Raw genomic sequence first — 12999 nt, forward strand, 5'->3', positions numbered from 1 at the left:
TGGCCTATGCGGGCGGCAATTGGCCGTTCGAGGCACAGGAGTTCGGAACCCGATACCGGGCGCGGTCATTCCGTCACCGATCGGGTTCGGGATCCTTCAGCCAATTGACCAGTTCGGTGGAGAATGCGACCGGGTCCTCCTCGTGCGGGAAGTGCCCGAGGCCGTCGAACAGACGCCAGCGGTACGGCGCTTCGACGTACTCGCCGGAGCCGGCCGCGCTGCGGGTGCGCATCACCGGGTCGAGCGAGCCGTGCAGATGCAGCGTCGGCACGCGTACGGGCCGCTTCATCCGCCGGTAGAACTGGACGCCGTCCGGCCGGCCCAGCGAGCGCACCAGCCAGCGGTAGGGCTCCACCGAGCAGTGCGCCGTGGAGGGGATGCACATCGCGCGCTGATACGTCCGCACCGCGTCGTCCTCCGGCAGGCGCGGTCCGGACCAGTCCCGGATCAGCCGCCCGACCAGCGCGCCGCCGTCGGCGGTGAGCTGCCGTTCGGGGATCCATGGCCGCTGGAAGCCCCAGATGTGCGAGCCGGCCCGGGACTGCCGGACGTCGGCGAGCATGGCCGAGCGCCAGCGTCGCGGATGCGGCATGGAGGCCACCACGAGCCGGCGGACCAGCTTGGGGCGCATCACGGCCGCCGTCCAGGCGAGGTAGCCGCCCAGGTCGTGGCCGACCAGCGCGGCGTCGGGCTCGCCCAGGGAGCGGATCACGCCGGTGATGTCGAGGGCGAGGTTGGCCGGGTCGTAACCGCGGGGCGTGCGGTCGCTGCCGCCGACGCCTCGCAGGTCCATCGCGACGGCCCGGTACCCGGCGTCGGCCAGCGCGGTCAGCTGGTGCCGCCAGGTCCACCAGAACTGCGGGAAGCCGTGCACCAGCATGACCAGCGGGCCGTCACCGAGTTCCGCGATGTGGAAGCGGGCGCCGTTGGCGGCGACGTCCCGGTGCTTCACTCGTCTGCCGCCGGGGATGTCGATGCGTACGTCCGAGGCGGCCGGCTGCGGCTGGGCCGAGGGGGTGGCGGGGTCCGTCATGAGGATGAGCGTGCCACAGCCTCGATGGCCTCGGGCTTGCGGTCCTCAAGCGCCGGCACCTCGGGACGCGGGTGCGGCTTGGCGTTCTGCAGCACGCCCGCCGTCTCCTTCATGGAGGCGGCGACCTTCTGCGGGCCCTTGCTCTTCTTGGTCTTCTTGGCGAAGACGACGCCGATCAGCGCGAGCAGGCCCGCGATCAGGACGTTCGCGGCGAAGGACAGCAGGAAGCACCAGCCGAGGTTCCAGCCGTCCTGGCCGTTGTGGCCGCCGGTCCAGGCGTGGATGCCGTAGGCGAGGGCGAAGTTCAGCATCGGCAGTGAGAACACCAGGACCGCGCCGGCCACGCTGAACGCGCCACCGCTCATCGCGCCCTTCTTGACGTCCTGCTTCAGCTGCGCCTTCGCCAGCGCGATCTCGTCGTGCACCAGCGCCGACATCTCGGTCGTCGCGGAGGCGAACAGCTGGCCGATGCTGCGTTCGGCGCCGACCGGGCTGCCGTCGGGTGCGCTCATCGCGGTCTCCCTCTCTCGCGTTCGGGTCCGTATCCGCCTGACATGTCCGCGGACGGCGTCGGGTCCCGTCTTTTGTACCGTCCCGTCAGATCATGCCGGACGGTCCTCATCCTCGCCTTCCCCGCCCGCCACTTCGGCTACCGCGTGCCGCGCCTCATGCCGTACGGCGGTCCTCGGCGGCGTCCCCCTCGCCGGTACGGCGTTGCCCGGCGGCCCCGCCCTCGGCAGCGGCGGCATCGCGTTGCGCGGCCTTCTCCTCGGCGGTCCGGCGGTGCTCCGCGGCCTTGCGCTCGTAGAGGGCGGCCATGCGCAGGTGGTACTCCGGGTCGTCCTCCTCGTAGATGTCCGGGATGCCGTCGAGGTCCTCGTCGCGCTCCTCCACCTCGACCAGGCGTCGGTACCTGGCGTTGCGGATCTTCAGCAGCACCGTCGCCGCGGCCGCCGCGATCACCGACCCGGTCAGTACGGCGGCCTTCACCTCGTCCGTGAGAAGCGCGTCGCGTGCGAAGGCCAGCTCCCCGATCAGCAGCGAGACCGTGAAGCCGATCCCGGCCAGCGACGACACCGCGAAGACGTCCGCCCAGGCCAGGTCCTCGTTGAGGGTGGCCCGCGTGAACCGGGCGGTCAGCCAGGTCCCGCCGAAGATGCCGATCGTCTTGCCGACGACCAGGCCGAGGACGACGCCGAGGGTCTCCGGCTTGGTGAAGACGTCGCCTAGCGCGTGCGGCGTGAGCGACACACCGGCGCTGAACAGCGCGAACAGCGGCACGGCGAGCCCCGCCGACAGCGGCCGTACCCGATGCTCGATGTGCTCGCCGGGGGAGTGCTGCTCGCCTTCACGGGTGGTGCAGCGCAGCATCAGCCCCATCGCGACGCCGGCGATGGTGGCGTGGATGCCGCTGTTGTACATCAGCCCCCAGATCACCACCGCGAGCGGCACGTACACGTACCAGCCGCGCACCCCCCGCCGCAGCAGCAGCCAGAAGACGACGAGGCCGACGACCGCGCCGCCGAGCGCGGCGAAGTTGATCCGGTCGGTGAAGAAGACCGCGATGATCAGGATCGCGAAGAGGTCGTCGACGACGGCGAGGGTGAGCAGGAAGGCGCGCAGCGCGCTCGGCAGCGAGGTGCCGATGACGGCCAGCACGGCCAGCGCGAACGCGATGTCGGTGGCGGTCGGCACCGCCCAGCCGCCGAGCGAGCCGCCACCGGTGAGGTTGGTGATCGCGTAGACGAGCGCGGGCACGGCCATGCCGCACAGTGCCGCCACGACGGGCAGCGCGGCGGCTCTCGGATCGCGCAGGTCGCCGGCGACCAGCTCGCGCTTGAGCTCGATCCCGGCGACGAAGAAGAAGACCGCCAGCAGCCCGTCGGCGGCCCAGTGCACCACGGAGAGGTCGAGTCCGAGCGCCGACGGGCCGAAGTGGAAGTCGCTGACGCTGTGGTAGCTGTCCCGCAGCGCCGGGATGTTCGCCCACACCAGGGCCGCGATCGCGGCGAGAAGCAGCAGCACACCGCCGACGGTCTCGGTGCGCAGCGCGTCCGCGACGAAGGTCCGCTCCGGCAGCGACAGCCGGTCGAGGACCTTGCGGGCGGTGGTGGGGCGGGGCGCGGTCACGGTGGGACCTCCGGTCGGTGGGCAGGGCTGAACGCTTGCCGACCAGACTTCCCGGCGCACCTGTGATCCTGACGAGGATCCTCGCGTCGTCGACGCTTTGCTTAGTTTACCTAAGCGGCGAGCCGGAGGCACCCGGAGACCGGGCCGGGATACGGCACGGGCACCCGGCGCGCTGCGCTCCGGGTGCCCGTGACCTCGACCGGTCAGTCCTCGGGTCCTGCGGTCCTGCGGTCCTTGATCCTGTGGCCCTGTGACCCTGCGGTCCTTTGCCCTGTGGTCAGTCCTCGCTCGGCGCCTTCGGCAGCTTGTCCTGGATGAGGTCCATGACGGTGGAGTCGGTGAGCGTGGTGACGTCACCGAGCTGCCGGTTCTCGGCCACATCGCGCAGCAGCCGGCGCATGATCTTGCCGGAGCGGGTCTTGGGCAGCTCCGCCACCGGCAGGATGCGCTGGGGCTTGGCGATCGGGCCCAGCGTGGAGCCGACGTGAGCCCGCAGCTCGTCGATCAGCTTCTCGGTCTCGGACGCCGTGCCGCGCAGGATCACGAAGGCGACGATCGCCTGCCCGGTCGTCTCGTCGGCGGCGCCGACGACTGCCGCCTCGGCCACCGACGGGTGCGAGACCAGCGCGGACTCGACCTCGGTGGTGGAGATGTTGTGCCCGGATACCAGCATGACGTCGTCGACGCGGCCCAGGAGCCAGATGTCGCCGTCGTCGTCCTTCTTCGCGCCGTCACCGGCGAAGTACTTGCCCTCGAAACGCGACCAGTAGGTGTCGATGAACCGCTGGTCGTCGCCCCAGATGGTGCGCAGCATCGACGGCCACGGCTCGGTGAGCACCAGGTAACCGCCGCCGCCGTTGGGCACCTCGTTCGCCTCGTCGTCGACGACGGTCGCGCTGATGCCGGGCAGCGGGGTCTGCGCGGAACCGGGCTTGGCGGCGGTGACCCCGGGCAGCGGCGAGATCATCATCGCGCCGGTCTCGGTCTGCCACCAGGTGTCCACGACCGGCGTCGTGTCGGCGCCGATGTTCTTGCGGTACCAGATCCACGCCTCGGGGTTGATCGGCTCACCCACCGAGCCCAGCACGCGCAGGCTGGACAGGTCGAACTTGGCGGGGATGTCGTCGCCCCACTTCATGAACGTCCGGATCGCCGTGGGGGCCGTGTAGAGGATCGTGACCTTGTACTTCTGGACGATCTCCCAGAACCGGCCCTGGTGCGGGGTGTCCGGCGTGCCCTCGTACATCACTTGGGTCGCGCCGTTGGCCAGCGGGCCGTAGACGATGTAGGAGTGGCCGGTGACCCAGCCGACGTCGGCGGTGCACCAGTAGACGTCCGTCTCCGGCTTCAGGTCGAAGACCGCCCAGTGCGTGTACGCGGTCTGGGTGAGGTAGCCGCCGGAGGTGTGCAGGATGCCCTTCGGCTTCCCGGTCGTACCGGACGTGTACAGGATGAACAGCGGGTGCTCGGCGTCGAACGCCTCCGGGGTGTGCTCGGTGCTCTGCCGCTCCACCAGCTCGTGCCACCACACGTCCCGGCCCTCGGTCCAGGCGACGTCCTGGCCCGTGCGGCGTACGACGAGTACGTGGTCGACGTTGTCCACGCGGCCGACCGCCTCGTCCACGGCCGGCTTGAGCGCGGACGGCTTGCCGCGCCGGTAGCCGCCGTCGGAGGTGATGACCACGCGCGCGTCGGCGTCCTGGATGCGGGTGGCCAGGGCGTCGGCGGAGAAGCCGCCGAAGACCACCGAGTGCGCGGCGCCGATGCGGGCGCAGGCGAGCATGGCGATCGCCGTCTCCGGGATCATCGGCATGTAGATCGCGACCCGGTCGCCCTTGCGCACACCCAGCTCCAGCAGGGCGTTGGCGGCCTGGGACACCTCGTCCTTGAGCTGGGCGTAGGTGATCGCGCGGCTGTCGCCGGGCTCGCCCTCGAAGTGGATGGCGACCCGGTCGCCGTGGCCGGCCTCGACGTGGCGGTCCACGCAGTTGTACGCGACGTTGAGCTGCCCGTCCTTGAACCACTTCGCGAACGGCGGGTTCGACCAGTCCAGCGTCTCGGTCGGCTCCTTGGCCCAGCTCAGCCGGCGGGCCTGCTCGGCCCAGAAGCCGAGCCGGTCGGCCTCGGCCTGCTCATACGCCTCGGCCGTGACGTTGGCGTGCGCAGCGAGCTCGGCAGGCGGCGAGAAGCGACGCTCCTCCTTGAGGAGGTTCGAGAGGGAAGGACCTTCGTTGGTTGCCATCCGAACACCGTCCAAAGTGGTTTAGACCAATCAACGCCCTTGATTCTCCGAGGGGTCGACGGGGCTGGTCAACCCCTTCCCGCATCCTGTCACCCGTTCACGCCCGGGTCACGGCCCCCACGGCCCACGGAGGTTCTCCCCCTCGAGGGCCGCGCCTACCCAGTGCATTCGGCTCGCAACCGAGCGCGGCCAGGCCGTTGACGCATGCGATCCACGAGCCGATGCGCTCCTACGCCAGGCTTTCGGACCTGCCTCAGCGGCGCCGGCCTGCGCCGGCCACCTCGGCCGGGGTCACTGCGAATGACTCGCCCGGGACCGCCTCATCCCGGCACTCCGGCCGCCAGCACCCGGTCGAATCGCTGGCCTGCCACCTCCTCTCCGCCGTCCGTCCCGGTGAGCAGGTACGCCTGCGCCTCGCCCACGTCGAAGTACATCCCGTGCAGCTCCAGTTCCCCGTCCCGCAGCGCCCGGGCCACCGACGCGTGGGAGCGCAGATGCTCCAGCTGCTGCACGACGTTGGCCAGGCACAGCTGTTCCATCTGGTCGGCGGGCAGCCGCCCGGCCAGCCGCGGCCGGGGCCGGCCGGTGTCGGCCATGCGCTCCAGACTCGGCAGCCCGTGCCGCAGCCACCGCTTCAGCGGCGTCCGTGCGCCCCCGGGCTCGGTGCCGAGCAGCGCCTGCATGGCGCCGCAGCCGGAGTGCCCGCACACGGTCACGGACCGGACCTTCAGCACGTCCACCGCGTACTCGATCGCCGCCGCCACCGAGTCGTCCCCGCCCTCCGCGCCCGGCGGCGGCACGAGGTTGCCGACGTTGCGTACGACGAACAGGTCGCCCGGACCACTGGAGGTGATCATCGACGTGACCAGCCGCGAGTCGGCGCAGGTGAGGAAGAGCTGCGAGGGCCGCTGCCCCTCCCGCGCCAGCCGCGCCAGCTCCTCCCGGACCAGCGGGGCGGTGTTGCGCTGGAAGGCACTGATCCCGTGGGTGAGCTGGTAGGCGTCGGCCGGCCGGGAGGCGCAGGTCTCATCCGCGGGCGCGGTGACCGGTGCGTCGCCCGCCTGCTTCGCCGAAGGCGGCTCGCTCGGCGGTGCGGTGAGAGGTACCGCGCACCGGTGGTTGCGCCATGGTGTCCAGGGCCGGCAGCGGCAGCCCGTGGCGGTGGATGCCGGATCGCCGTGCGCCGGTCTCGTGCCGGACGCCGTGGTGGTGGGGGTATCGGCAGGGCCGGTGGGGTGGGTGCCGGGGCGGCGGCCGGTCAGCTCGGCGGTGCCGCCTTGGGCGGTGTGCGTCTTCTGCCAGTCCTGCAGGGCCTCGTACGCCGCGTGGTCCATGAAGGAGCCGTCCAACTCGACGACGACGTCGGCGCCTTGAGGCACGAGATGCAGGGCCCGGCTGAGCCGTGGCACCGCGAGGAAGGTCAACTGTCCCCGGACCCGTACGTGATGAATTCCCTTCTCCTGGTGGTGCGTGATGCGGGTGTGCGCGAGGCGGTTCAGGGCGACGGCGACGGCCACGGCGATCCCCAGCGCCACGCCCTGCAGGACGCCGAGGGCCACCACGCCGAGGGCGGTGACGGTGTACGCCACCGCTTCCCGGTGCCGGGTCACCGTGCGGATGTGGTGCAGGGACACCATCTGGATGCCGACGGCCATCACCAGGGCGGCGAGCGAGGCGAGCGGGATGAGCTCCAGGAGCGGGACCAGCAGCAGCGCGGCCACCACTACGAGAACGCCGTGCAGCATCGTGGAGTTCCGGCTCACGGCACCCGCGCGCACATTCGCGGTGCTGCGCACGGCCACGCCCGCGACGGGCAGCCCGCCGAGCGCCCCGGAGACGATGTTCGCGGCTCCCTGCCCGAGCAGTTCGCGGTCCAGGTCCGAGCGGTGGACGCGGGGGCCGGGCCCGGGGCGCGAGGAAACCAGCTTGTCCACGGCGACCGCGCCGAGCAGCGACTGCACACTGCACACCAGGGTGATGGTGAGCACGGCGGCGATCAGGCCGGGCACCGGGCCCTCGGGCAGTGCCGGCAGGGCGTGACTGCGCCAGGAGGGCAGATCGACGCTGGGCAGCGTGAGCCCGGCGAGAGCGGCGGTCGCGGTGCCCGCGGCGACCGCGACCAGGGGCGCGGGGACCGTGCGCAGCAGACGTCCGGCCCGGCCGGGCAGGCGCGGCCACAGCAGCAGTACCGCCAGGGTCAGCGTGCTGACGGCCACGGCGGCCGGCTGGAGACCGGCCAACTGCGCGGGGAGTGCCCGGAGGTTGGCGAGAACGGAGCTCTGCGGGTTGCCGCCGAGGACGATGTGCAGCTGGGCGACGGCGATGGTGACGCCGATGCCGGCGAGCATGCCGTGCACGATGGCGGGGCTCACGGCGAGCGCGGAGCGGGCCACGCGCAGGAAGCCGAGGGCGAGTTGAGCCGCTCCGGCGAGGACGGTGATGGCGCAGGTTGCCCGCCAGCCGTAGCGGTGGATGAGGTCGGCGGTGACAACGGTGAGGCCGGCGGCGGGGCCGCTTACCTGGAGCGGGGAGCCGCCCAGGCGGCCGGCGACCAGGCCACCCACCGCGGCGGCGACGAGACCGGCCTGCAGGGGCGCGCCGGTGGCGAGGGCGATGCCGAGGGACAGAGGCAGCGCGATGAGGAACACCGCGATCGAAGCGGACACATCCGCCCCCGCGAGCGGGAAGCGGCGGTGCGGTGCGGGCGGCGGGCTGTGCGGCGGGTGGACGCGCTCGGTGCGCGTCGCGTGGTCCGCGCGGGCTGGGGTGCAGGCTGACATGTTCCCGTCTCCTTCGGGGCAGCGCGGTCGGGGTTCCGGCTCCCGGTCGAGCGCGGGGCCGGTCGCGGCCGTGGGTCACGAGTGCAGCGGCGGGATGTACCAATAACGAGTAAATGAATCGTAATGCAGAGTAAAGAGCAAGCAAGGGTATTCCGCGCAAATGGGGTAACAAATCACTCACTAGGGGGAAGTAGGCATTTCGTCGGCTTGTCGTACTAATTCCTTCTCGGCCCCGTGCGACCTTGACGGCGATGTCGGCTGAGCCCGGCCCGGGCCCCGGCCGCGCACCGTCAAGACGCCCTCATCGGCGTTGGCCTGAGAGAAGGAAGAAGGTGGGCGGAAGATGGCCGCCACCCAGAGGATCGCCGCAGGCGCCGTGGCCGCCGTGGCCGTTGCCGCATCGCTGGCCGGTTGCACGATGGGAACCGGTGGATCCAGCGGAGAGCGAGCAGGGGCCTCCGGCCCGCAGAAGCACAAGCCCGCCGCCGCCCCCAAGAGTGCGGTCCGGCTCATCGGCGACGGCTCCACCGCCTACACCGGGGCGCAGCCGCATCTGCCCAGGCCCGAGCGGCTGAAGCCGGGTCAGAAGCCCCCGCAGTTCGTGGTGTTCTCCTGGGACGGCGCAGGCGAGGACAGCCAGAAGCTCTTCTCCCACTTCCGCGAGGTCGCCAAGGCCAACCACGCCACGATGACCTTCTTCCTCAGCGGCGTGTACATGCTGCCGGAGGACAAGCGCGATCTGTACCGGCCGCCTCAGCACTCGCCGGGCCGCTCCGACATCGGCTTCAACGACAACCAGGGCATCGCCGACACCGTCAAGCAACTGCGCCTGGCCTGGCTGGAGGGCAACGAGATCGGCACCCACTTCAACGGCCACTTCTGCGGCAAGGACGGCGGAGTGGGCGAGTGGTCGGTCGACGAGTGGAAGGACGAGATCACCCAGGCCAAGCAGTTCGTGAAGTCCTGGAAGACCAACACGGGGATGGCGAAGGCGGCACCGCTGCCCTTCGACTACGACAAGGAGCTGATCGGCGCCCGCACCCCGTGCCTGGAGGGCCAGAAGAACTTCATGAAGGCCGCCCGCGAACTGGGCTTCCGCTACGACACCAGCGGCGTGAACAACCAGGTCTGGCCCGGCAAGAAGGAGGGCCTGTGGGACCTGTCCATGCAGCTGGTGCCCTTCCCCGGCCACTCCTACGAGCAGCTGACCATGGACTACAACTTCATGGTCAACCAGTCCGGCACCAAGACCCAGGGCGATCCCAGCATGTACGACCAGTGGGGCGACCAGATGCGCGACGGCCTGCTCAAGGGCTTCCAGCGCGCCTACGACGGCAACCGCGCGCCCCTGGTCATCGGCAACCACTTCGAGTCCTGGAACGGCGGCACCTACATGCGCGCCGTCGGGGACGTCGTCAAGGAGGTCTGCAACAAGCCCGACGTGCGCTGCGTGTCCTTCCGGCAGCTCGCCGACTGGCTGGACGCCCAGGACCCGCAGACCCTGGCCAAGTTGCGCAGCCTGGAGGTCGGCGAGGCCCCGAAGCAGGGCTGGGCGTCCTTCCTCAGCGGCCGTCCGGCACCGGCGCCCAAGGGTGTCCCCGGGGCGCCGGCCGCCAAGCCGTAGCCGTATGCCACTTGCTCACACGGCAGCGGCGATCTCCTCGCCGAGCACGAAGTCGGGGTCGACCTGTGCCGCCAGGTCGGCCCCGGTGCGCGCGTTGCCCCAGGACTGGGCGTTCTTCAGATGGAAGTGCACCATCTGCCGGGTGTAGCGCGCCCAGTCGCGCCGTGCGTACGTCGCGTCGGCGGCCGCCTGCAACTCCCGCAGCGCGAGACGGTTGGTGTCCTCCAGGAGGTCGAACCGGGGCGGGCGGCCCTTCTCCATGGCGCGCACCCAGTCGGAGTGCCCCACCGTCACCAGCAGGTCGTCGACGGCCTCGGCGCGGAGGAAGTCGACGTCGTCCTGGCCCTGCACCTTGTTGCCGACGACCTTCAGCGCGACGCCGAAGTCGCGGGCGTACTCCTTGTACTGGCGGTAGACGGAGACCCCCTTCCTGGTGGGCTCGGCGACGAGGAACGTCATGTCGAAGCGGGTGAACATGCCGGAGGCGAAGGAGTCCGAGCCCGCCGTCATGTCCACCACGACGTACTCGCCGGGTCCGTCCACCAGGTGGTTCAGGCACAGCTCCACCGCTCCCGTCTTGGAGTGGTAGCAGGCGACCCCCAGGTCTGCGTCCGTGAAGGGGCCGGTGACCATCAAACGGACGGCGCCGCCGTCGAGTTCCACTGGCCGGGCGCAGGCGTCGTAGACCGGGTTGTCCTCTCGGACCCGCAGCAGCCGGGAGCCCTCGCCGGGCGGCGTCGTCTTGATCATCGTATCGGCGGAGGCGATCCGCGGATTGCTGCCGCGCAGGTAGTCCTTGATGAGCGGCAGGTGCTCGCCCATCGCCGGCAGGGCGGCGGCCTCCGTCTCGTCGAGGCCGAGGGCGGCTCCCAGATGCTGGTTGATGTCGGCGTCGACGGCGACGACCGGCGCGCCCGTGGCCGCGAGATGCCGGATGAACAGGGAGGAGAGGGTGGTCTTGCCGCTGCCGCCCTTCCCGACGAAAGCAATTTTCATGTTCACCAAGCGTAGTCGAGAGATCGCGGTGCGTGGCCGGTCTGCGTGAAGAAGACCACTCCTTCGTGGGCGGGAGGGCCGGGGTGCGTACTGTCGTACCCATGAGTACGACAGGCGCGACCGCCGATCCTCTCGCCGCCCTCGGCGACCTGCCCGGTGTGGCCGAGTCCGTGGAGTCCGTACGCAAGGCCGTGGACCGGGTGTACGGGCACCGGATCATGCGCCGCCGCAGTCCCGCGATCACCTCCGAGGCGGCACTGCGCGGCGCCCGCGGCTCCGCCGCGCTGTCCGGCGCCGACTGGGCGCTGGAGGAGGTGCGCCGGCGCACCGACTTCGGCGGTGACGACGAGGCGCGCGTGGTGGGCGCGGCGCTGCGGCTGACCGCCGAGGCGGGGCAGCTGCTGTCCATCTGGCGGCAGTCGCCGCTGCGGGTGCTGGCGCGGCTGCACCTGGTGGCGGCCGCGAGTGACGACGACCGGGTGGGGCGGCCGCGGCAGGCCGGCGAGGACGTCGACGAACCGCTGGTCGAGCTGGCGCTGCCGAGTGCGGCCGAGGTCTCCGGCCGCCTGGAGGGGCTCGCCGACCTGATCATCGAGGGCAGCTCGGCGCCCGCTCTGGTGACGGCGGCCGTCGTTCACGGGGAGCTGCTCGCGCTGCGGCCGTTCACCTCCCACAACGGCCTGGTCGCGCGTACGGCCGAGCGGATCGTCCTGATCGGCAGCGGTCTGGATCCCAAGGCGATCTGCCCGGCCGAGGTGGGCCATGCCGAGCTGGGCCGGGCGGCCTATCTGGCGGCCCTCGACGGGTATGTCTCCGGCACGCCCGACGGCATGGCGGCGTGGATCGCGCACTGCGGCCGGGCGGTGGAGCTGGGCGCCCGCGAGTCGACGGCCGTCTGCGAGGCACTGCAGCGCGGGGCGGCGTAACCGCAGAGAGGGAACGCACCCGACAGGGGTGCCGGAAAGGGTTGCGGCGGTACGAGGAACTCGTACCGCCGCTGGCATGTTCACCCAGTTACCATGCGTCCTCGAAATATGCCCATCAGGTCGGGAACTTCGCCCGTCACCTGGTGCGGCTGGCCCGTAATCGACGGGTCGACGTCGCGTGGGTGCCCGGTGTTCATGCTCGGTCCGTGGGGCCAAAATGCGTCGTAAAGGTGATCCTCGCGGATGTCCTTTGGTCTCGCGGGCCGTTGAGTCCTTTTTACTCCAGACCGGGAGCAAGCGAAAGCCCTGCCTGCACTTCTTTACTTTTGGTCTCAAACGGTATGTAAACGGACGCCTTGGGCGCGAATGCGGGACGGTGCAGGTCAGACCACGCCCGGGCGACGGCGGCTCGCGTACCAGACGAGGCCTGCCGTGGCCGCCGCGGCGCCTATGGCCGCGGCCACCACCAATGCCGGCCGCGGCGGGACCGAGAGCCCCGGAATGCGCTGCTTGAGGCGCACCGGCCGGTGGAAGTCGAGGACCGGCCACCCGCGCGCGAGTGCCTCGCGGCGCAGGGTGCGGTCCGGGTTGACGGCGTGGGGATGCCCGACGGCCTCCAGCATCGGCAGGTCGGTCGCCGAGTCGCTGTAGGCGTAGCAGCGGGTCAGGTCGTACCCCTCGGACACGGCGAGCTCCCTGACGGCCTCCGCCTTCGTCGGGCCGTAGGCGTAGTACTCCACCTCGCCGGTGAAACAGCCGTCGTCGCCCACGACCATGCGGGTGGCGACCACGCGGTCCGCGCCGAGCAGCTCCCCGATCGGCTCGACGACTTCGGCGCCGGAGGTGGAGACGATCACGACGTCGCGGCCCGCGGTGTGGTGCTGCTCGATGAGGGAGGCGGCCTCGTCGTAGATGATCGGGTCGATCAGCTCGTGCAGGGTCTCGGCCACGAGCTCCTTGACCTGCCGCACGTTCCAGCCGCGGCACAGCGCGGAGAGGTACGCGCGCATGCGCTCCATCTGGTCGTGGTCGGCGCCGCCGGCCAGGAACACGAACTGGGCATATGCGGTCCGCAAGACGGCGCGGCGGTTGATCAGTCCGCCCTGGTAGAACGACTTGCTGAAGGTGAGCGTGCTCGACTTCGCAATGACCGTCTTGTCCAGGTCAAAGAAGGCCGCTGTGCGGGGCAAGGAGTGGTTTTCCACGCCCCAGAGCATAGGGGCAGCCCATTCGGCGTAAGGTGGGGCGTGTGGGTTTGCCTGAGAGGC

Annotated in this window: 9 protein-coding genes; 2 read left to right on the top strand and 7 right to left on the bottom strand. The window is 70.9% G+C overall.

Annotation, left to right across the window (positions count from 1 at the left end):
- Positions 1 to 73: 73 nt before the first annotated feature.
- The 5 genes from AB0J12_RS23810 to AB0J12_RS23830 form a co-directional block, all read right to left on the bottom strand.
- Positions 74 to 1033: an alpha/beta hydrolase gene (locus AB0J12_RS23810; protein ID WP_363266385.1), complete on the bottom strand. Its 960-nt coding sequence runs from the start codon at positions 1031 to 1033 to the stop codon at positions 74 to 76.
- Complete coding sequence (locus AB0J12_RS23815; protein ID WP_363266386.1) at positions 1030 to 1545, bottom strand: phage holin family protein; 516 nt, start codon at positions 1543 to 1545, stop codon at positions 1030 to 1032. The genes AB0J12_RS23810 and AB0J12_RS23815 overlap by 4 nt, the downstream gene beginning before the upstream one ends.
- Before the next feature lie 154 nt (positions 1546 to 1699).
- Positions 1700 to 3163 carry a Na+/H+ antiporter NhaA gene (gene nhaA / locus AB0J12_RS23820; RefSeq protein WP_363266387.1) on the bottom strand — a complete coding sequence of 488 codons (1464 nt, stop codon included), beginning with the start codon at positions 3161 to 3163 and terminating at the stop codon, positions 1700 to 1702.
- A gap of 277 nt (positions 3164 to 3440) precedes the next feature.
- Complete coding sequence (gene acs, locus AB0J12_RS23825) at positions 3441 to 5405, bottom strand: acetate--CoA ligase (RefSeq protein WP_363266388.1); 1965 nt, start codon at positions 5403 to 5405, stop codon at positions 3441 to 3443.
- 320 nt (positions 5406 to 5725) lie between these two features.
- Entirely contained in the window at positions 5726 to 8185 is a 2460-nt protein-coding gene (locus tag AB0J12_RS23830; RefSeq protein ID WP_363266389.1) for a SulP family inorganic anion transporter, read from the bottom strand.
- 343 nt (positions 8186 to 8528) lie between these two features.
- Between AB0J12_RS23830 and AB0J12_RS23835 the strand changes: the two genes are divergently transcribed.
- A complete protein-coding gene (locus AB0J12_RS23835; protein WP_363266390.1) occupies positions 8529 to 9809 on the top strand; it encodes a hypothetical protein in 1281 nt (426 codons plus the stop codon).
- A 15-nt stretch (positions 9810 to 9824) separates the two neighbouring features.
- On the opposite strand, the gene AB0J12_RS23840 is transcribed toward AB0J12_RS23835, so the two are convergent.
- Positions 9825 to 10805 carry an ATP-binding protein gene (locus tag AB0J12_RS23840; protein ID WP_363266391.1) on the bottom strand — a complete coding sequence of 327 codons (981 nt, stop codon included), beginning with the start codon at positions 10803 to 10805 and terminating at the stop codon, positions 9825 to 9827.
- Between the two features lie 101 nt (positions 10806 to 10906).
- Between AB0J12_RS23840 and AB0J12_RS23845 the strand changes: the two genes are divergently transcribed.
- Complete coding sequence (locus tag AB0J12_RS23845) at positions 10907 to 11731, top strand: oxidoreductase (RefSeq protein WP_363266392.1); 825 nt, start codon at positions 10907 to 10909, stop codon at positions 11729 to 11731.
- 383 nt (positions 11732 to 12114) lie between these two features.
- On the opposite strand, the gene AB0J12_RS23850 is transcribed toward AB0J12_RS23845, so the two are convergent.
- The gene (locus AB0J12_RS23850; RefSeq protein WP_363266393.1) at positions 12115 to 12948 is read right to left on the bottom strand and encodes an HAD-IB family hydrolase; all 834 of its coding nucleotides are present in this window, start codon (positions 12946 to 12948) and stop codon (positions 12115 to 12117) included.
- Between the last annotated feature and the right edge of the window lie 51 nt (positions 12949 to 12999).

The sequence above is a fragment of the Streptomyces sp. NPDC049915 genome (assembly GCF_040656475.1).
Taxonomy (GTDB): Bacteria; Actinomycetota; Actinomycetes; order Streptomycetales; family Streptomycetaceae; genus Streptomyces.